Here is a 20,050-nt window from a genome sequence, read left to right as displayed (position 1 = left end):
AATAACTGAATAGGTCGTGCGTCGAGCCGAAAACTGGGTCGGTCTGTTCGTGGTGCATCGATCACCAACTTCTCCGCTCAGTCAGTATTCGCAACGCTCCAAACGTTGCTTTCAGACCGGCCAGATGCGATTTCATGTCCCAAATACCGAGGTGAATAATCCAGGATCCATGTTTTTTACCTCTTTCCATGGTTGAATTTCTACCCCTAAATTTATACGTGATAATGTGAACACCCCACTTTCTTGAAATTCGAGTTTCCGCGTCTAACCGTATGTTAATTTATATTACTAACCTGATGTGGTTTTGATTACAGTTACACACCTTAAATATACCAGACTTCCACCGTTTATTCCACTTGTATAACGACGATTTGTCAAATCAAGTGCAACTTTTTGCCCATGTAGACTTCGGACGGTGTCTTCCAGCCTAAGACCTTGCGTGGTCGGTTATTCAGTTGTTCGACGAAGGCTGCGATGTCATCGTCGGTTTGGAGGTCCAAGTCGGTACTCTTAGGGAAATACTCCCGAATCAGCCCGTTTGTATTCTCGTTGGTTCCTCGCTGATGTGGCGCGTGGGGATCCGGGAAGAATACCTTAGTGCCTAGCGCTTCGGCCAGCTCGGGGTATCGAGCGAATTCACTGCCCCGGTCTGGCGTCACGGTACGAACCCGATTGTTGGGTTGTGATTCCAGGAGCTGGACCATTGCGTCTTTGACGTTGTCCGCATTAACCTTCCACACGCGCATTGAGAGCAGGAAGCGTGACTTTCGGTCCACCAGCGTGACCAAGGCTGATCGCCCGGTCTTTCCACGAACCGTATCACCTTCCCAATGGCCGAACCGGCTACGGTTTTCGGCTGAAATGGGGCGCTCGTGGATTGATGGGGCATCGTTGAAGCGACCACGCCGTTCATTGATTGTCCCTTTAACTTTACGTGTCTTACCTCGATGGCGCAGTTGGCGAGGCAGTCCACGAGGGCCGTGGCTCTTGCGTGGAACTCCCAGATTATCGCGATAAATCCCGCGGTAGATGGTCGCGTAACTGATCTGCATCGGGCTGTGTTCGTACCGCAAGCGCCCGGCAATCTGTTCGGGAGACCAATGGTGCTCGACGATGCCATGGATGACAAAGTCACGAATGCCATTATCCTCAAGAATGCGATGACGACGGGACTTCTCCCGAACGGTCTGATAGCGAACCTGGGCATCTGAGACGGAGTAGTGCCGCCAACCGCCATTGCGGGAGATTTCGCGGCTGATTGAACTCTTTGAGCGGCCAAGTGACTTGGCAATTGCGGCCTGAGTGAGACCATTATTGAGACCAAGTAGTATCGCTTCGCGTTCTTTTAGGTTAAGATGTGTGTACGGGCTCATAGCCGAGTTCTCCTTGTATCTGGTGTTGTGGTGATTCCATTTTACAAGGACTCAGGCTATGAGTCTTTTCTATTTGGCTAATTTGTTGCACTTACATTGTAAATTCGTCACAATGCGTTCAAACGTAACCTAAAAACAGACGCTCCATGTGTTCGACTGAAAAACTGGTTATTCAGTATAAGTCCAAAAGGCGCAACAGCACCCACGACTTAAACGGCATCGATTGAAAGCTGCAAACCAAACACGCTTACGGCCATCTAACAATTTAAGGACCTGCTTCAAAAAATCAAAACTATAGACATTCGCAAAGGATAAAGAACTGGAAGCTTGTTTGCCACGAAATTTAATGCACAAAGAGTAGCCATGTTACGGATAGCGTATACAAAAATGCCGCAAAGCATCCGAAAAGGTTTGGCTCCATCCTAATTTTGGAAAATGATGGGTGGCTTCATCCGTAGATCACCGTTAAGCACCTCTAAGAGGCTCTTGTCGATGTCGCGCTAAACCGGCATGGCAGTTCTGGATGTACCCTCTTATATCTGTGCACAAAGCTATCAACGCTGCGGATTCGAGGAGACACTCTGAGCACCACCATAAGCTCTGCGTAGAATTCTGAGCACCGCTCTAAGTGTGTGCCTGGGCAACACGAAGCACTGTTCTTCTCGTATACGGCAACACCGATTTCGGCAAAGTAACGCCGGTAGTGTCTGCCAGCACCACGGATCTGTTCGGTATTGCCACGTCTGAGTTCACGGCTAACCGTAAACTTGTTGCGATAAATCTACTCGGCGGTTTGAACGATGACAAAAGCAGCTTGATGGAGTGCTTAAAGCTTCCCACCGTTCGTCTAAACTGAGTTATTGATGTTGTCCTGTCGTGCTAATCTGAGAGTTGGTCATGATGACTCCTTTCTTATATGCATAAGGTGCTTATAAGCAAGGTTATCATGGCCTTTTTGGCCTAGTTTATCAGCTTTTGCACTTCAAGTGTAAATGGCAATCGTAAAATGTAGGAAAGGACCTGCGGACAAAATCCTGGACTTCGGGTATGATGTCATTATGTATTCAAAAGCAGACAAGAAAAGAGCTATCGAGCTCTACTACCAATATCATCATTCATGGAGTGCAGTAACCCGAGAATTAGGTTATCCATCTTTAGGCGCTTTAAAACGGTGGGTCAAAGATTATGAAGAAGATCCCAAGGCGGTGCTTGCCGATACTCCTCGAAAGCGAAAACCCAAGTACTCTGATGCTCAGCGCCAGGCCGCAGTGGATCACTTCTTTGAGCACGGGCAGTTCATCACTAAGACAGTCAAGGCGCTTGGATATCCCTCACGCCAACTTCTTCGCGACTGGCTTCTCGAAGACCTGCGTTGCGATGATACGTTGCGGAGTCGTACAGTTGTGAATAAACCCGCCGCAACGGAAGAAGTTAAGGCCAAAGCTGTTGAGGCGCTTTATAAGCGTGAGGCTCCTGCCAAAGAAATTGCAGAAGATTTCGGAGTAAGCCGTGATACACTTTATGATTGGAAGAAAGACGTTCTTGGAAAGAATTTTCCCGCAAAACAGACATCTGGCTCACTAGATGAAGAACGTGCCTCAAAAGCCACTGACCCAGAAATCTCAAGTCTTCAAGCTCGAGTCAAAGAACTTGAGCTTCAAAATGATATTCTCCTTCAGGTAAACGCCCTTCTAAAAAAAGATCTGGGCATCGACCATCTAAACCTGACCAATCGAGAAAAGGTACAGGTGATTGATGCCCTACGTGACAAATACTCACTCCAAACACTACTCAGAGTATTACAGCTCTCGAAGAGTAGCTACTTCTATCAACGTGATGCCATCGCCAAGGGTGACAAATATGAGGCTGTTCGCCCGCGCTTAAGAATCATCTTCAAACAGAACTACGAGAGCTATGGATACCGCCGAATTAAGATGGAATTAGATGATGAAGGCATCCATCTTTCCGAGAAAGTAATCCGCCGATTAATGGTCGAGGAAGGGCTAGAAGTCACCGTTACGCGATGTCGTAAATACAACTCGTATGCAGGTGAAATCACGCCGGCCGTACCCAATATCCTCGATCGAGATTTTCACGCCGAAGCTCCCAACCAGAAGTTCGTCACGGATATTACGGAGTTTTCTATCCAGGCTGGGAAGGTGTACTTATCACCGCTAATTGACTGCTTTGACGGTCAAATCACGAGTTGGACAATTGGCACTAGTCCTAATGCGGAACTCGTTAACACAATGCTTAGCGCTGCGGCAGAGACCCTTGCGCCTGACGAGAAGCCTGTTGTACATTCAGATCGAGGGGCTCATTACAGGTGGCCGGGGTGGATTGAGTTGATGGATGAATTTGGCTTCACACGTTCTATGTCGAAGAAAGCCAGCACCCCAGATAATGCTCTAGCAAAGAGCTTCTTTGGTCACCTAAAAACTGAATTCTTCTACAACAGAAGTTGGCTGGGAAAATCTGTTGATGATTTCACCAAAGAACTGAATCAATATATTGAGTGGTATAACACAAAACGAAGAAAAAAAGTTTTAGGAGGAAAGAGCCCGCAAGAATACCGTCAGAGCAAGGTTGCCTGAGGTTGAAAGTCCAGAAAAACGTCCGCACGCCCCAACCTACATTTTTAAATTGCCATTGACATCAAGTTAAAATCGGAGTTACAAGAAGCCCGAACTCAGTATAACGTTTTGCTAGTAAAAAAAAGAAGCCAACACGCTTCTCTTTTTTCGTGGGGTGGCACGTTTGTGGCACATTCCATCAGCACATTATATAATATTGATTTAGCAAAGCGTCCTAAAGGGCAGTTTACACCGCGATTCTGAATTTCATTCGTTTGAGACGTTTATTTCCCGGGAAATAATCTAATTATCACCCCGGGGTGAAATCGAGGAGAACTTATTGTAGGACTTAATAAATAGTAAATTGACCGTTCCTCGAGCGCCGGCCCGGTTCTTCTCGACGATCACTTCAACAGGGCCGACATTTTGCTCATCATCATTGGCTGGTGCGGCTGGACCTGTTGGACCACCGTCACTGCCGTCTTCTTCGGCGCGGTAATAGTCATCCCGATACAGGAAAGCGACGATATCGGCATCCTGCTCGATTGAGCCCGATTCTCGAATATCTGAGAGCACCGGTCGTTTATCTTGGCGTTGTTCAACACCCCGCGATAACTGCGACAAGGCAATGACTGGCACGTGCAATTCCTTGGCCAGTTTCTTCAGCTGCCGGGAAATTGCGGAGACTTCTTGTTGCCGGTTCTCTTGACCAGAACCTTCGATCAATTGCAGATAATCGATCACGATCAAGCCTAGATTTTTCTGTTCTTGTTGCAGCCGTCGACTTTTCGCGCGGATCTCCGCCATTTTGACCCCGGGCGTGTCGTCAATGAAAATCTTCGCCTTTGCCAAACTACCCATGGCCACGACCAATTGTTGCCATTCTGAATCGTTCAGATTGCCAGTCCGCAGGTGATTGGCATCAATGCTACCTTCCGCGCAGATCATCCGGTTGACCAAAGATTCGGCGCCCATTTCCAAACTGAAAATCGCAATCGACGTATCCACATCGGAAGTGCCGATATTCTGGGCGATATTCAACGCGAACGCCGTTTTACCAACGCCGGGACGGGCGGCCAGAATGATCAACTCATCCTCATGGAGGCCAGCGGTAATGCGGTCCAGATCAGTGTAGCCAGTACTCAATCCAGTGATACTGCTATCGTTCTTGGTCAAGGCATCGATATGCGTCAGCGATTCGGTCAAGATATCACTGATTTGCTTGAAACCATTACGATTGCGGTTCTGACCAACATCAGAGATCGCCCGCTCGGCATCATCAAGGATCGTTGCGGCGTCGTCCTTTTGCTGAAAACTCTGACTAATGATCCGCGTGGAAGCACCGATCAGTTTACGTAGTTGGGATTTCTCTTCAACGATCTTGGCATAATAAACCACGTTCCGCGGTGTTGGGGTACCCACCGCCAACTCGCCCAAATAGGTGGCGCCACCAATATCATCGAGTTGATTATGGCTCTCCAATTCATTTCGCAAGGTAACGGTATCGATCTGTTCACCGCGATCATTGATCGCCACCATGGCCTGATAAATCAGCTGATTGGCATGACGATAGAAGTCTTCTGGGGTGAGATATTCCATTGCATCAATGATTGCTTCCGGCGCCAAGAAAATCGCACCTAACACGGCGGCCTCGGCCTCCGGATTGTTTGGTGGCACTTGGCTTAATAAATTGTTATCCATCATTACTCCTATCTACAACACGGTAGCACAACATGGCTGCTTGTTACCGTTGCTTCGCCTTGGCGTTTCTCGCTATTATTCTAGTAAATTTCTGATTTATTCTAGTAAAAAGGGACTGAGACAAAACAGTTGTTTTGTTACCAGTCCCAGTTTTTCAAACAAGGCCGGTCTGATCAGACTGGATCCTCATTTCACTTGTAGGTTATCTTGCCGATTTGGACGTTCAAGTTAGCGTTATAACGTTATATCAGCAATTTTGCCACGACCTACGGACACGCTGCCGACGTTATGTCGGTGTTATAACGTGTGCGATGTCGCGACCTGTTATTCCGCGGTAATGTGCACCCGGATCTTGGCGTTGACACCGTTGAATAATTTAACCGGCACATTGGTATAACCTAAACTCTTGATCGGTTCAGCAAGTTGCAGCCGGCGCTTGTCAATCTTGATGTCAAACTGAGCGGCCAACGCCTCAACAATTTGTTTGCTGGGCACGGAGCCGAATAAGCGACTGTCAGAGCCCGCCTTAGAATGGATCGCCACCACGGTTTCATCGGCTTCCAAACGTGCCTTGACCGCAATGGCCGCGGCTTTATCATTGGCGATTTGCTTGGCCTCAGCCTTTTGTTGGCCTTTTAATTGGCTAACGGCGTTCTTGGTCGCTTCTTTCGCGGCCCCGTTCTTGAAGAGGAAGTTGCGAGCATAGCCGTCGGGTACCTCTTTGATATCCCCACGTTTGCCTTTGCCGCGAACATCTTTGAGAAAAATAACTTTCATGCGAAAAGCCTCCTTGTCTACCTAAAAATACTAACTGATTTGCGCAAAAAATGCGACCTTTTCTAACGGAAAGTCGAAATATCGCGATCAAGCTTGGCGAAAATAGCTCGCCCCGACCGCGTGGAACTTGGCGGAAATACTGGGACTCACTGGAAATTGTCAGAAATTCACGGCCATTGCTGGCGATTTACAGTCATTGCTAGCAATTTCTAGCGATTCACAGTCATTTCTTGCAAATTTCTTGTGATTGGCGTCCATTACTGCAATTTCTACCCATTTCCAGTAATGGCGCCAGGTCCAGTGCTCCAGTGGCGCCAATGACTGCTACGCGTCTGTGTCGTCGGCGTTGAGGATTTCGAGCAGTTGCTTGCGCGCTTGGGCGACTGAGGTCCCTTTGATTTGGGTGGCGGCATTGGATAAGTGACCACCACCGCCCATTTTCTCCATGATGATTTGGACATTGACATCGCCAATACTGCGGGCGGAGATGCCCACCATGTCATCCAGGCGGCGGCAGATCACAAAGGAGGCGTCGATGCCGGATAGGTTCAGCATGGTGTCCGCTGCCTGCGCGGCCAAAACAGGATCATAGGTTTGATCTTCTTCACCATTCGCCACGGCAATATTGGGTTTGACCATTTCCATCGAATCGATCAAATGGTTCCGTTGGATAAAGTCGTTGGGACTTTCCTTCAGCAGGCGCTGGACCATGCCATTGTCGGCGCCGACGGAACGCAGGTAACTAGCGGCGTCAAAGGTCCGCGTGCCCGTGCGTTGGGCAAAGGAGCGGGTATCGACGGAAATACCGGCCAGCATGGCGGTCGCTTCGATTTTGTTCAACGGTTCGGCGTCGGTTGGCTGGTATTCGAAGATCTCGGCGATCAACTCACAGGTGGAGCTGGCATAAGGTTCAATGTAGGTCAACATTGGATTCTCCGGGAACTCTTCGCCTCGGCGGTGATGATCGATAATGACCACGCGCTGCTCCAATTTGTGATACAGCTCCGGACTGATCGAGATCGACGGCTTCGAATGGTCAACCAGGATCAGCATACTTTTCGGCGTGGCCAACTCGACGGCTTGTTCTGGCGTGACAATGCACTTGACCAAGTCAGGATAGCGACTGATTTCCTTAACCAGGCGCTGCACGTCAGAATGGATCGAAGACTGGTCCAAAACCACGTGACATTTGACGTTGTTCATTTGCGCGATCCGGCGAATACCCAAGGAGGCGCCGATCGCGTCCATATCAGGATGGCTGTGACCCATGACGTAAATGTCATCAACTTGCGTAAATAGGCCTTGCAGCGCCTGACTGATCATCCGCGCCCGCACCCGCGTCCGCTTCTCCATTGGGTTAGTCTTGCCGCCATAGAAACGCGCTTGCTGGTCCTTGGCCCGCACCACCACTTGGTCGCCACCCCGGCCCAAGGCGAGATCCAGATTATTCTGGGAGGTGATCGCCAATTCGGCCAAATCATCGTTGCCATAGGCGAACCCAATGCTCAGCGTGATCGGGAAGTTCTGGGCGGACGTATCCTCGCGAATCCGGTCCAAAATTTGAAACTTGTTGGCCTCCGCCTTGCTCAGCGCTTTCGCGTACGCCAAAACAAAGAAATGATCTTCATCGACCCGTTTCAAGAACATTTCATAACGGTTGGCCCAGTTGCTCAACCGATTGGTCAAATAATTACTTAGATTAGAAACGCTTTGATCGTCCATGCTTTGGGTGATTTCGTCGTAATTATCAACGAAAATTTGGCCGATCACCACTTGCTGCTCCAAGAAACGCTGCTCGATCTTGGCCGAGTGCGTCACGTCCAGCAAATACAGCGCGCCCGCCTTCTCTTGCAGGGTGATCTCAAACTTATAATCGTCCCAGTCCACGATTCGATTGACTTCATCGCCTGGATGGCTGGTGATCAACTTGGCCAAATTGGCGTCCACTTCGGCGATTTTATGGCCGAGGACGGTCCGATCGCCTAAATATTTCTGCAGCGTCGGATTGACCCACTGGATCTCGTAATTTTTGTCAAACAGCATGATCCCGATCGGCATTTGAATCAACGCTTCTTGCTCACCACGCTTGATTCGATAAGACAGGTCGGAAACATAACGGTTGGTATTCTTTGATAAAACTTCAAATCCGTAAAAAATGACCCCCACTAGCAAAATAATCGCGACCAAGAACACGATCCCGAAAATCGGGTTCAAAATCATGGCCACAATACTGGCCGCGATGGCGATTCCCAAAACAGTTAGGGCAATCACCCGCAGTTGAACATCCGCGAAAAAAGTGGGGATGGCGATTTTTTTTCGTAAAAAACTAATCAGTTTCTTCATAGTACCCCTTCGTCGTTCGTTCTCCAAAAAGCTACTTACTCTTCCCATTTTAACATAAATTTAGTGATTCGGAAGCCACCCCAGCGCAAATGCCCACGGTCAACGCGAAAAATCCCCGGGCTGGCGCCGCCTGTTAACCACCAGCGACCGCGAATAGCCCCTTGGCCGGGAAAACGGCGGCAAAACTAAATTAGCCTTCCGAAATCATGACGATTTCAGAAGGCTAATCCAATTCAATTCACAAAATTAGTCAGCTGTTACGAATGGTAACAAGCCCATGATCCGTGCACGCTTGACAGCAACGGTCAACTTGCGCTGATTCTTTGCGCTAGTGCCAGTTACGCGGCGTGGTAAGATTTTACCTCGTTCTGAGATAAAACGTTTCAACAATTCTGTGTCTTTGTAATCGATATATTCGATGTGATTAGCAGCGATAAAATCGACTTTACGGCGACGACGGCCGCCACGACGTTGTTGAGCCATGTGAGTTCCTCCTCTCAAGCGTTAATTAAAACGGGTCCAAATTTAGAACGGTAGATCATCATCGGTGATTGACATTGGTTCACTGCTGTTCGCGAATGGATCATCAGTGGCATTGCTGTTACCGCTCTGCCCACCATTATTGTCTTTCCCCGGATTTGAGTTAAAAGCGTTATTATTGTTCGAATTGTTCTGGTTATAATTGTTGTTAAAGTTGCTACCACCATTGCTGGCGCCACCGTTATAGCCGCCGCCATTACTTTGGCTACCGCTATTATTACTGTGACCACCGGCCCCTTTAGGCTCCAATAGCGAGAAGTTATCCGCCACGACCTCAGTCACGTAAACACGTTGACCTTGTTGGTTTTCGTAATTACGCGTTTGGATCCGGCCTTGGATCCCAACTAAAGAACCTTTATGGGTGAAATTAGCAAAATTTTCAGCAGATTTTCGCCAGATGACGCATTGAATAAAATCGGCCTCATGTTCACCTTGGGCATTAGTAAAAGAGCGATTGATCGCCATCGTAAACGTACCAACAGCAATCCCGTTACCGGTGTAGCGCAACTCAACGTCCTTCGTTAGCCGGCCAACCAGTACCACGTTATTGATCATTTAAAAAGCCCCTTTCTGAACTCGTTTCGCAATTAATGATGTTTTAGTTCTTATCATCGCGTTTAACGATCATATGACGTAAAACGCTACCGTCGATCTTGGAAAGACGGTCGAATTCGTTGACTGACGCATCGTTGTCGGACTTCACATTGACAATGTGATAGATTCCTTCACGATAATCATTGATCTCGTAAGCTAAACGCCGCTTCGACCAATCTTTTGAGTCAACCAATTCTGCACCTTCGCTACCTAAAACGTCATCATAACGCTTGATCAAAGCAGCTTTCGCTTCTTCTTCAAGATCTGGCTTGATGATATAAGTAACTTCGTAAAAAGTTTGTGCCATGGTTTGTACACCTCCTTATGGACTATTGGTTCTTATCTACTAAGAACAAGGAGTAAGCAGCCCTGAAGACTACTCACAAGCTAACAGTTTATCATATTTGTGGCGGGGAAACAAGCGAGCAGCTGGGAATTATTCGATTTTTGGTCGGGGTTGCTTGAACGGACAAAAGTATTATGTCCGCGGCTGGCGCTGCGCGATGCGGCTATTGAAATATGACAACGCTTATTAAACGGGCTGCTCACTCCTTTCGACTCTTGACGCGGGTGGCAAAGTAATTCTGGGCACTTGGTACGAAGTGTTAAATGGTAAGTGTTAAATGGTAAATGGTAAAACTGAACGCTTATCAGAACTGTTAGTGCTAATGAGGACGTTGAGCTGGCTACATCATGAAATACGCAAGAAAGTGAACAATTTTTTTATTTTTGTCGAAAAAAAGCAGCGCTCAAAATTTGAGCGCTGCCGTAATCTGACTTCGGATTTTGAAAATTGCTTTTAAAGCTGTGCCCTGCCATTGGGCCATTCAGGAAAAACTAAGCCTGATCGTCGTCACCTTGATCGGGATCGGCGCTGGCGTCATCTCGTTCGGCGTCGTCTGGGTCGGTCAACGCGGCATCATCAGCTTCCGCGCGGTCTAGCAGGCGTCGGACATCGGAGGGCAGGTCTTGTCCTGGTGTGGCGATGTTGGCGTTATTGGCGGCGTCAGCGAGGTTGGTCGCGTCTGCTTGATCGGTCGTCGAATCGGTCGAATCGGTTTGACCAGCGTCAATGCCTTGTTCCCCGCCAGCCGCGGCTACCGCTGAGCTGGCGGTCGCGCCATCAGCTGTTGACCCGTTCGGATCGGTTGGCTTGGTTGCGCTTGGATCAGTAGGATCATCGTCGTCATCGTCTGGCGCGACCTTGGCCAACGCTGCGACTTTGGCGCCGTTGTCGACTTTGATCACGCGAACACCCATGGTGGCACGACCGGTTTGGGAAACTGCCTTGACTTCAAAACGAATCAGGACGCCTTCGTCGGTGATCAGCATGATATCTTCGCTGCCATCAACGACGGTCAACCCAACTAACGGCCCGTTTTTCTCGGTGATGTTGGCGGTCTTGATGCCTTTACCGCCGCGGCCTTTGATCGGATATTCGGCCACATTGGTCCGTTTGCCATAGCCGTTTTCAGAAATGACTAGGACTTCATGGTCCGGCGCCAGGATCGCGGAACCGACTACATAATCGCCTTCGCGCAGGCGGATCCCCCGCACACCGGCGGCGGTCCGTCCCATGGCCCGGACATCGGTTTCCCGGAAGGAGACCGCGTAGCCTAAATGCGTCCCAATGAAAATGTTCTGGTGATTGTCGGTCAAAAGCACATTACTCAGTGAGTCGCCGTCACGCAAGGTCAGCGCCCGCAAGCCATTGCTGCGGATATTGGCGAATTCCGCCACGCTGGTACGTTTAACGGTGCCCAGCCGGGTGATGAAGAAGAGGGAGTCCTCGGCATCCGCGTCGCGAACCTTGACCACGGTCTCGATCTTCTCACCAGTTTCGATCCCCAACAAGTTGATGATCGGCAACCCTTTGGCGGTCCGACCATATTCAGGAATCTCGTAACCCTTGGCCCGGTAGACTTTACCCACATCGGTAAAGAAGAGCAAGGTGTCATGGGTCGAAGTGAAGATCAATTGCTCGATAAAGTCGTCATCATGAACGTTCATGCCTTGGATCCCGCGGCCGCCCCGATTTTGGACCTTGAACTCATTGGCAGGCACGCGTTTAACGTAGCCGTTATGGCTCAAGACGATCATCACGTCTTCTTCGTCGATCAAGTCTTCGTCTTCGATACTTAATTCTTCGCCGACCAGCAATTCCGTCCGCCGATCATCGCCGAAGCGCCGTTGGATCTCCAACAACTCTTGATAAATGATTTCGTCGATTCGTTCGGAACGCGCTAAAATATCTTTCAAATCGGCGATGGTTTTCATTAATTCTTGGTATTCAGCTTCGATCTTTTCCCGTTCCAAACCGGTCAAGCGCACCAACCGCATATCCAAGATCGCTTGGGATTGCTTGTCGCTTAAACCGTAACGGTCCATCATCGTATTTTTGGCCAATTCGCCGGTCTCAGAACCACGGATGATCTTGATGATCTCGTCAATATGATCCAGCGCGATCCGCAATCCTTCAAGAATATGGGCGCGGGCTTCGGCCTTCTTCAGGTCAAAAGCGGTCCGTCGCCGAATCACTTCTTCTTGATGAGCCAAATAATATTGCAGGATCTCTTTCAGACTCAACTGTTTCGGGGCGCCATTAACGATCGCCACCATGTTGAAGCCGAAAGTCGTTTGCATCGGCGTTAATTTGTACAGGTTGTTCAACACCACCGACGCGCTGGCATCCCGGCGCAAGTCGATCGAGATCCGCATCCCTTCACGGTCCGATTCGTCGGCTAGATCAATGATGCCATCAAGCCGCTTGTCCCGGGCCAATTCCGCGATCCGCTCAACCAACTTGGCCTTATTGACCATATAAGGAATCTCATGAACGATGATCCGTTCGCGGCCGTTTTTCAAGGTCTCGATCTCGGTCTTGGCCCGTAAAATAATCGTGCCCTTCCCCGTCTCGTAGGCCCGCCGGATCCCCGACTTGCCCAGAACCAAGCCCCCAGTAGGGAAATCAGGTCCTGGTAAAACTTCCATCAACTCAGCGGTGCTGGCGTCCGGGTTCTTCATCAAAAGGTGCAGGGCACTGATCACTTCCGCCAAATTATGGGGCGGGATATTGGTGGTCATCCCCACCGCGATCCCAGTAGCGCCATTGACTAGCAGGTTCGGGAAGCGGGCTGGTAACACCACAGGCTCCCGTTCAGTGCCATCATAGTTGGGCTGAAAATCGATCGTATCTTTATTGATGTCGCGCAACATTTCCAGAGCGATTTTGCTCATCCGCGCTTCGGTATAACGCATCGCCGCCGCGCCATCACCATCGACCGAGCCAAAGTTCCCGTGGCCGTCGACCAGCATGTAACGGTAGCTGAAATCTTGGGCCATCCGCACCATTGACTCGTAAATCGCCGAATCACCGTGGGGATGGTACTTACCCATGACATCGCCGACGATCCGGGCCGATTTCTTATAAGGCTTGTCCGGGGTCACACCCAGTTCGTTCATGCCATACAAGATCCGCCGATGCACCGGCTTCAAGCCATCGCGAACGTCAGGCAGGGCCCGCGCGACGATGACACTCATTGCATAATCCAAAAATGAATCCCGCATCGTTTTGGAAAGGTTGATCGTTTCGATGCGATGATCTTCAAATTCTGCCATTTACTCGCAAACTTCCCTTCTAGACATCCAAGTTCTTCGTATATTTCGCGTTATCTTCGATGAATTTACGCCGGGGCGCAACATCGTCACCCATCAACATTTGGAAAACCTCATCAGCTTCCGCGGCGTCAGTAACTTCGACCCGGTCCAAACGGCGGTTCTCCGGATTCATTGTGGTCTCCCACAACTGTTCCGCGTCCATTTCCCCTAAACCTTTATACCGTTGGATCGCTGGTTTCGGCGCCGCTGGCAAATGCCCCAAGACCTCTTCCAATTCTTCGTCGGAATCAATGTAACGCATGAATTTCCCTTGGCGCACCTGATATAGCGGTGGCTTGGCCACATAAACATAGCCAGCCTCCACGATCGGCCGCATATACCGATAAAAGAGCGTCAGTAATAACGTCCGAATATGGGCGCCATCCACATCGGCATCGGTCATGATGATCAATTTGTGGTAGCGCGCCTTGGCCACATCGAAATCGCCGCCAAAGCCAGTCCCCATGGCCGTGAATAAGGTCCGGATCTCTTCGTTGGCCAAAATCCGATCCATTGACGCTTTTTCCACGTTTAAAATCTTGCCTCGGATCGGTAAAATCGCTTGGGTCAACCGCGACCGCCCCTGCTTAGCGGAGCCGCCGGCGGAATCCCCTTCGACAATGAACAATTCCGAGATATTCGGGTCCTTGCTGGTGTTATCCGCCAATTTACCTGGTAGATTACTGATCTCCAAGCCTGACTTCTTCCGCGTCACTTCCCGCGCATGCTTGGCGGCCAAGCGCGCTTTGGAGGCCAATTGACCTTTTTCCACGATTTGTTTAGCGACAGTCGGATTTTCCATCAAGAACTTCATGAAAGTTTCGGAGAACATCCGATCGGTGACCGTTCGCGCGTCAGAGTTACCCAACTTCGTCTTGGTCTGACCCTCGAATTGGGGATCAGGATGCTTGATCGAAACCACAGCCGTCATCCCTTCCCGCACATCATCGCCGGAAAGATTGTCGTCGTTGTCCTTGATCAAATTGGCCCGCTTACCATAATCGTTGATGATCCGCGTCAGCGCCGCTTTAAAGCCGGCCTCGTGGGTGCCACCTTCGTAGGTATGGATATTATTCGCGAACGTCAGCAGATTGGAATGGAAATCGTCGGTATATTGCAACGCGACTTCCACCGTGATCCCGTCCTGTTCGCCTTCCACATAGATCGGCTCAGGGAAGAGCACCGTCTTCTTCTCGTTGAGATATTCGACGTAACTCTTGATCCCGCCAACATAATGATAGGTGATCCGTTCCGCCGTCGCCGCGCGTTTGTCGGTAAAGGTCAATTTCAACCCTTTATTCAGGAAAGCCAACTCGCGGATCCGCGTATTCAAGACATGGTCGTCAAAAACCGTCGTCTCCGTGAAAATATCCGGATCAGGCAGAAAATGAACCTTAGTGCCATGTTCATGCGCCGCCGCGGTGCCAATGACCTTCATTTCGGTCCGCACCTTGCCGCGAACAAAATCCATGTAATAACGCTTGCCTTCACGAGTCACGGTCACGTCCAAAACGCTGGAAAGCGCGTTAACGACCGAGCCGCCGACCCCGTGCAACCCACCGGAGACTTTGTAGCCGCCACCGCCGAATTTACCACCGGCGTGCAGGATCGTGTAAACCGTCTCCAAAGCAGGCCGTCCCGTTTTCGGTTGGATATCCACCGGGATACCCCGGCCATTATCGGTGACGGTGATGCTATTGTCCGCTTCAACTTCCACATCGATCTGCGTGGCGAAACCGGCCAACGCCTCATCGATGCCGTTATCAATGATTTCCCAAACTAAATGGTGCAGACCTTGGCTACTGGTCGAGCCAATGTACATCCCCGGGCGTTTCCGCACGGCTTCCAGTCCTTCCAACACTTGGATCTGGCTGGCGTTGTATTCTTTCGCTTTTTCTTCCTTGGCCAAAACAGCTTCCGCAGACGGTGCCGCTGGTGTTGCGTCAGCCGTTGCAGGCGCGTCGGTTTCGTCGGCGATCAAGGGTTTGATGGTTGGTTCGGGTTCATTTGTTGGGTTTTGTTGATTTTTCTCTGAATCGTTCACAAAAATCCTCCTAACTGGTGGGTGCTTGGTTTGATGCGGTGTTTTTTATCTTTTTGTTTTTATCTATGATTTCTGTTGATTGTGCTGGATCTGGTTGCAGGGGGAAAGTGGGTGTTGCGCGTGAGCGCAACCGGCTGGGACTGCTGTTGCGGACTGGAACGTGGTGGGCATCGTTTGAAGCCAATCCGCAAAGGGCGCGGCTTGTCTTCAAATCGAGCCTTGTCCTAAGCGGCAAAGCCGCAAAGGACAATTTCACCACTGAGCCGCGCAGTCCCAGCCGGTTGCTGAACAGAATTGAGCTTATCTACAATCAAGATCAGCTATTTAGCGAAGTGCTTTTGCTAGTTATGCAAAATACCGCACTTTTTGGGTGGTCCGGCGATGCCAACAGTTGATTCGAGTCAATTTGTACTTTTACGCCGCTTGATTCACGGATAACATGTTTCGACTCGAACCGGTTGCTGGGCATAATTGAGCCGATCTGCAATCAAGTGGAGTATCGGACAAAGTGATTTTGCAAGATAGCGGTCAAATAATTCCCACTTTTTTGGTGGTCTGGCAACACCAACGGATTCGGATCAGGAGCTCGGGACATTTTGCGTGGGCTGAACATCTCTACTTGTTTCTTTAACAATCCACGGGTAGAAACCGACCGATTCAGTTGATTCATCCAGAACTAGGTCTGTTCATCAGATAGACTGCGCTGGTGTCACCAATTCAAGGATTGTGACCACGGTCGTCAAGTGCGGGGCTCCTCATCAATTGACGATAGCTTGCCAAATGGCGTGAGTGCTCAAACGGCTGTTATAACGTTGAGCGGCTGGAGCGGAGCGTGGCGTTGAAACGTGCTCCACACAACTGACTTCTGCGCTTAACTACGCCAGGCTTCCGGAGGCAAAGCCCAGCCTCCAAAATCCTGGCTAGGTTAATGCTCAAAGTCAACCCGTTGTGTTCCGCACTCTGGGCGTTGGTGGTCTGTTTGTTCGTCTGGCGGAAGGTCGGGCTGGGGGTGAGTCAGCCGCGATATTATTGTTGGCGATTTATCGCCTACAATAAGGCCGAGTTTTGAGATTTTCGGCGCACTTCCGAAAAGCTCAAAATCGTGCCCGCCGCGTTCCACCACCCCCAGCCCGACCTGGAGCCCCACTACACTTGCCAACCACCAACGCCACGCGCAGCGCAAGCCGTGGACATCATTGAAACGTGTTCACCGCCCCAGGCCCCGGCGACCTACTCACGCTCGATCTGCCCCTGCGTCACCCGAAAGACCGTCGGCTGCCCAATGACCTCCTGCGCGACCCCATCCAAACTAGTAGTGGTCAAAAACGTCTGCACTTGATCCTGGATCGTGTGCAGCAAATGCGTTTGCCGCAAATCATCCAATTCCGACAACACATCGTCCAGCAATAGCACCGGCGCCTCGCCGGTTTTTTCTTTGATCATCTGGATCTCGGCCAATTTCAAACTAAGCGCCACTGTCCGTTGTTGCCCTTGGGAGCCAAATTCCTGCACATTCTGCTCGTTAACAATGAACCGAACATCATCACGATGGGGCCCGCTCAAGGTGGTGCCTTGCTGGATCTCCCGCTTTTGCAAACGCTGGTAATCCTGTTGTAAGAATTGGAAAATCTGATTTGAGCTGGTCAACTCGGCTTCTGGCAGCACGGTTTGGTACGCGAACTGCAATTCCTCGCGATTTTGGGTGATCTGGCGGTGTTCGGCGCTGGCGAAAGCGACCATTTGTTGCAAAAAAAGATGCCGGGTCCACACGATTTCGGCACCAAAACCCGCCAATTGATCAGACAGTACTTCCAAATAGACTCGGTCCTTGGCCTCGCCAAACTTAAGCTGACGCAAATAAAGATTTCGTTGGCGTAAAATACTGCGGTATTGGCTAATATTATAAAGATATTGATGGTCGATCTGGCCAAACTCCATATCAATAAAGCGGCGGCGCTTGGCCGGTGAGCCTTTGACCAATTCCAGGTCTTCTGGGGCAAACAGCACCACATTGAACTGGCCAACGTAATCAGATAAGCGCTTTTGATCCAAGTGGTTGACCCGCGCTTGCTTGCCCTTTTGGCTAATGACCAATTCTAAAGGCAAGGGACTGAGCCGCCGCTGGATCACCCCGCTGACCTTAGCAAAATCATGCCCCCATTGAATCAGCGATTTGTCATCCGTTGTTCGATGGGAGCGCGCTAGTGACAACACATAGATTGCTTCGAGCAGGTTCGTCTTGCCTTGCGCGTTCTCACCGATCAGCACGTTGATCTGCGGCGAGAATTCCGCCGTCAGCCGATCGTAATTACGGAAATGGGTCAGCGCAATTTGCTGGAGGTACATTTAGACCTTCACGATTTGGAAACGTTCGCCGCTAGCCAATTGCACGATGTCGTCGGGATAAAGCTTCTTGCCCCGTCGAGCCTCGGTGACGCCGTTCAACTGGACCGGTGTTTCCTGTAAATACCATTTGACCTGACCACCACTGCCGACAATGCCTTCTTCTTTCAAAAGCTGCGTCAAGGTCAAGTATTCGGTATCGATTTTGATTTGCTTGATTATTTTCGCCCCCAGCACTAGAATTCCAACTTTTTGTACTTCTAAATTATACACTTTTTTTGTGTAAAAAACAATTTAAACCGCAAATAAAGCCGTTTCAGCAAATATTAGTTCAAATAAGCCAGATAGCCTATTTTCGTTAAAATTGCTGAGAAGGGCTTTTTTTCTTGTTCTAGCGGAAAATCCACCTTTTTTTAAGCGCCACCCCACATCCGTGCCAAAACGTCATAGTGAATCCGCGCCTAGCTTAACTACTTAGCTCCCGCCAAACCCGCCCGCTGGCGCAAGAAAAATAAAAACCATTGATTAGGTTAATCAACGGTAACGCTTAAGTCTTAGGGGCTCGTCAAGATACCCCCAGCTTGCTACGCTAGCAATCTGACCTGTTTCCCGCTATTAACGGCCTTTTCTCACAATCACTAAAAATCAAAGTGTCGGTGCTGTTGTATCACAGACCCAACCGAAACCACTGATCACGCCAAAAAGCACGATAAAACAAGCCTGATTTTCCCGGAAAAAGGGTGAAATCAGGCTTGTGTGACGCTGAATAAAATTGGTCTAGTTGAAAGTTCGCACAGGTGTGATCAATTGGACAAAGTGCTCGCCATCCGCTGTCGGCACAAGCGTGAACGGCCGCAGATTGGTGGTGAAATTCAGGCTGATCTCGGCGGGTCCGAACGCCCGCAACGCGTCCTTCATGTAATCTGGATTGAAAGAAATATCCAGCTCATCCCCGGTTAACGCCGTGATCGTCAAGGCTTCTTCCACATTCCCCACATCTGGCGAGGTCCCGGACAGAATCGCCGAATTGTCCGCCGGGGTCAGCACGAGCCGCACCACATTGGCCCGACTGGCGTGGGACAGCAAAGCCGCCCGCTCGATCGCCGCCAAAAATGTCGAAGCGTTCAGTTGCAATTGCACATTGTGTTCGGTTGGAATCAACCGCGCGGTGTCCGGATAATTACCTTCCAGCAAACGGGAATAGAATTTCGTCGCGCCGAAACTGAAGAGGACTTGATTTTCGCTGATCCGCAGGGCAATGTCCCCACTTTGGTCGGCTAACATTCGGCTCAGTTCTTGCAAACTTTTGCCGGGGATCACCATGCGATAGGTGCTGGTAATGTCCGGTAAATCAAGCCGGCGTTGGGATAAACGATGGCTATCCGTGGCCACCGCCAGTAACCCATTGCCATCAATGGTGAAATTGACCCCCGTCAAGATCGGCCGGGTTTCCTGGTCTGAAACGGCCAAGACGGTTTGGTTGATCAAGTCCCGTAAAATATCAGCGCCGATTTTCAACTCGCTTTGATCTTCAACTTCAGGTAAGCGTGGAAAATCATTGGCGTCGATCCCGACAACGGTAAATTCGGATTTACCTGAAGTCAGCCGGGTCTGGTAATTGTCCCGAACTTCCAACGTGAATTCGTCTTCAGGTAAACGTTTGACGACTTCACCGAAGAAGCGCGCCGTTAAAACAACGCTCCCGACAGACTCAATTTGCAGATTTAATTCTTCATCACTGACAGGCATGAAAGTTTCAATAGAAATGTCCGAATTGCTTCCCGTCAAAAGTAACCCATCATTGGTCAGATCTAATTTGATCCCGGTTAAAATCGGAATCGTGGTTTTAGCTGGGATAGCCCGTGAAACATCGTTGAATGAACGGATAAAACTGTTCCGATTGATTGTGAATTTCATAGTGGTTCCTCCTCGGTTTGTCTTTAATAAAGCTATAGTATTTTTAGTATTAGTATTAGGGCCTGTGGAACCTGTGGAAAAGTCCGGTGACGAATCACTCGTGACCAATTTTCACTGTGGATAACTTGTGGAGAATTCTGGGGACACTTTTTTAGTTATCCACAGGACGGATTTTTGATCCCTGCACA

At 49.8% G+C, this 20,050-nt stretch carries 13 protein-coding genes and 1 pseudogene; 2 read left to right on the top strand and 12 right to left on the bottom strand.

Annotated elements, in window-relative coordinates:
* Nucleotides 1-374: 374 nt before the first annotated feature.
* A complete protein-coding gene (locus ACYVSB_RS05355; protein WP_461218687.1) occupies nt 375-1,373 on the bottom strand; it encodes an IS30 family transposase in 999 nt (332 codons plus the stop codon).
* A 1,058-nt stretch (nt 1,374-2,431) separates the two neighbouring features.
* Between ACYVSB_RS05355 and ACYVSB_RS05350 the strand changes: the two genes are divergently transcribed.
* Entirely contained in the window at nt 2,432-3,967 is a 1,536-nt protein-coding gene (locus ACYVSB_RS05350) for an IS3 family transposase (RefSeq protein ID WP_461218686.1), read from the top strand.
* Between the two features lie 282 nt (nt 3,968-4,249).
* Here ACYVSB_RS05350 and dnaB read toward each other — a convergent pair whose 3' ends face one another.
* The 8 genes and pseudogenes from dnaB to gyrB form a co-directional block, all read right to left on the bottom strand.
* Complete coding sequence (gene dnaB, locus ACYVSB_RS05345; protein WP_125599514.1) at nt 4,250-5,647, bottom strand: replicative DNA helicase; 1,398 nt, start codon at nt 5,645-5,647, stop codon at nt 4,250-4,252.
* A gap of 324 nt (nt 5,648-5,971) precedes the next feature.
* Nucleotides 5,972-6,424: a 50S ribosomal protein L9 gene (gene rplI / locus ACYVSB_RS05340; protein WP_125599511.1), complete on the bottom strand. Its 453-nt coding sequence runs from the start codon at nt 6,422-6,424 to the stop codon at nt 5,972-5,974.
* A gap of 324 nt (nt 6,425-6,748) precedes the next feature.
* On the bottom strand, nt 6,749-8,767 hold the full coding sequence (locus ACYVSB_RS05335) for a DHH family phosphoesterase (RefSeq protein WP_125599508.1): 2,019 nt from the start codon (nt 8,765-8,767) through the stop codon (nt 6,749-6,751).
* A 246-nt stretch (nt 8,768-9,013) separates the two neighbouring features.
* Nucleotides 9,014-9,250: a 30S ribosomal protein S18 gene (rpsR, locus tag ACYVSB_RS05330; protein ID WP_125599505.1), complete on the bottom strand. Its 237-nt coding sequence runs from the start codon at nt 9,248-9,250 to the stop codon at nt 9,014-9,016.
* 42 nt (nt 9,251-9,292) lie between these two features.
* The gene (ssb, locus tag ACYVSB_RS05325; RefSeq protein ID WP_125599503.1) at nt 9,293-9,862 is read right to left on the bottom strand and encodes a single-stranded DNA-binding protein; all 570 of its coding nucleotides are present in this window, start codon (nt 9,860-9,862) and stop codon (nt 9,293-9,295) included.
* Between the two features lie 43 nt (nt 9,863-9,905).
* Entirely contained in the window at nt 9,906-10,208 is a 303-nt protein-coding gene (gene rpsF / locus ACYVSB_RS05320; RefSeq protein WP_125599500.1) for a 30S ribosomal protein S6, read from the bottom strand.
* A 794-nt stretch (nt 10,209-11,002) separates the two neighbouring features.
* Nucleotides 11,003-13,519 (bottom strand): annotated as a pseudogene (gene gyrA / locus ACYVSB_RS05315) (DNA gyrase subunit A); the annotation flags it as partial.
* Nucleotides 13,520-13,538: 19 nt separating this feature from the next.
* On the bottom strand, nt 13,539-15,467 hold the full coding sequence (gene gyrB, locus ACYVSB_RS05310; RefSeq protein ID WP_125599696.1) for a DNA topoisomerase (ATP-hydrolyzing) subunit B: 1,929 nt from the start codon (nt 15,465-15,467) through the stop codon (nt 13,539-13,541).
* A gap of 242 nt (nt 15,468-15,709) precedes the next feature.
* Here gyrB and ACYVSB_RS05305 point away from each other — a divergent pair, with 242 nt between their 5' ends.
* Nucleotides 15,710-15,997 carry a hypothetical protein gene (locus ACYVSB_RS05305; RefSeq protein ID WP_125599497.1) on the top strand — a complete coding sequence of 96 codons (288 nt, stop codon included), beginning with the start codon at nt 15,710-15,712 and terminating at the stop codon, nt 15,995-15,997.
* 835 nt (nt 15,998-16,832) lie between these two features.
* Here the strand turns inward: ACYVSB_RS05305 and recF are convergent.
* From recF to dnaN, 3 genes are all read right to left on the bottom strand, one after another.
* Nucleotides 16,833-17,948 (bottom strand): DNA replication/repair protein RecF, encoded by a 1,116-nt coding sequence (gene recF, locus ACYVSB_RS05300; RefSeq protein WP_125601396.1) that lies wholly within the window; start codon nt 17,946-17,948, stop codon nt 16,833-16,835.
* Nucleotides 17,949-18,182, bottom strand: coding sequence for a S4 domain-containing protein YaaA (gene yaaA / locus ACYVSB_RS05295; protein WP_225422209.1), 234 nt, complete (start codon nt 18,180-18,182; stop codon nt 17,949-17,951).
* A 540-nt stretch (nt 18,183-18,722) separates the two neighbouring features.
* Entirely contained in the window at nt 18,723-19,862 is a 1,140-nt protein-coding gene (gene dnaN / locus ACYVSB_RS05290) for a DNA polymerase III subunit beta (protein ID WP_125601399.1), read from the bottom strand.
* Nucleotides 19,863-20,050 lie beyond the last annotated feature (188 nt).

Source organism: Lapidilactobacillus salsurivasis (genome assembly GCF_054785215.1).
This window is presented reverse-complemented; position numbering and strand designations above follow the sequence as displayed.

Bases quoted from the DNA above. Each gene is read 5' to 3' on its own strand.
- ACYVSB_RS05355 (WP_461218687.1), bottom strand. From the start codon at position 1,373: ATGAGCCCGTACACACATCTTAACCTAAAAGAACGCGAAGCGATACTA.
- ACYVSB_RS05350 (WP_461218686.1), top strand. From the start codon at position 2,432: ATGTATTCAAAAGCAGACAAGAAAAGAGCTATCGAGCTCTACTACCAA.
- dnaB (WP_125599514.1), bottom strand. From the start codon at position 5,647: ATGGATAACAATTTATTAAGCCAAGTGCCACCAAACAATCCGGAGGCC.
- rplI (WP_125599511.1), bottom strand. From the start codon at position 6,424: ATGAAAGTTATTTTTCTCAAAGATGTTCGCGGCAAAGGCAAACGTGGG.
- ACYVSB_RS05335 (WP_125599508.1), bottom strand. From the start codon at position 8,767: ATGAAGAAACTGATTAGTTTTTTACGAAAAAAAATCGCCATCCCCACT.
- rpsR (WP_125599505.1), bottom strand. From the start codon at position 9,250: ATGGCTCAACAACGTCGTGGCGGCCGTCGTCGCCGTAAAGTCGATTTT.
- ssb (WP_125599503.1), bottom strand. From the start codon at position 9,862: ATGATCAATAACGTGGTACTGGTTGGCCGGCTAACGAAGGACGTTGAG.
- rpsF (WP_125599500.1), bottom strand. From the start codon at position 10,208: ATGGCACAAACTTTTTACGAAGTTACTTATATCATCAAGCCAGATCTT.
- recF (WP_125601396.1), bottom strand. From the start codon at position 17,948: ATGTACCTCCAGCAAATTGCGCTGACCCATTTCCGTAATTACGATCGG.
- dnaN (WP_125601399.1), bottom strand. From the start codon at position 19,862: ATGAAATTCACAATCAATCGGAACAGTTTTATCCGTTCATTCAACGAT.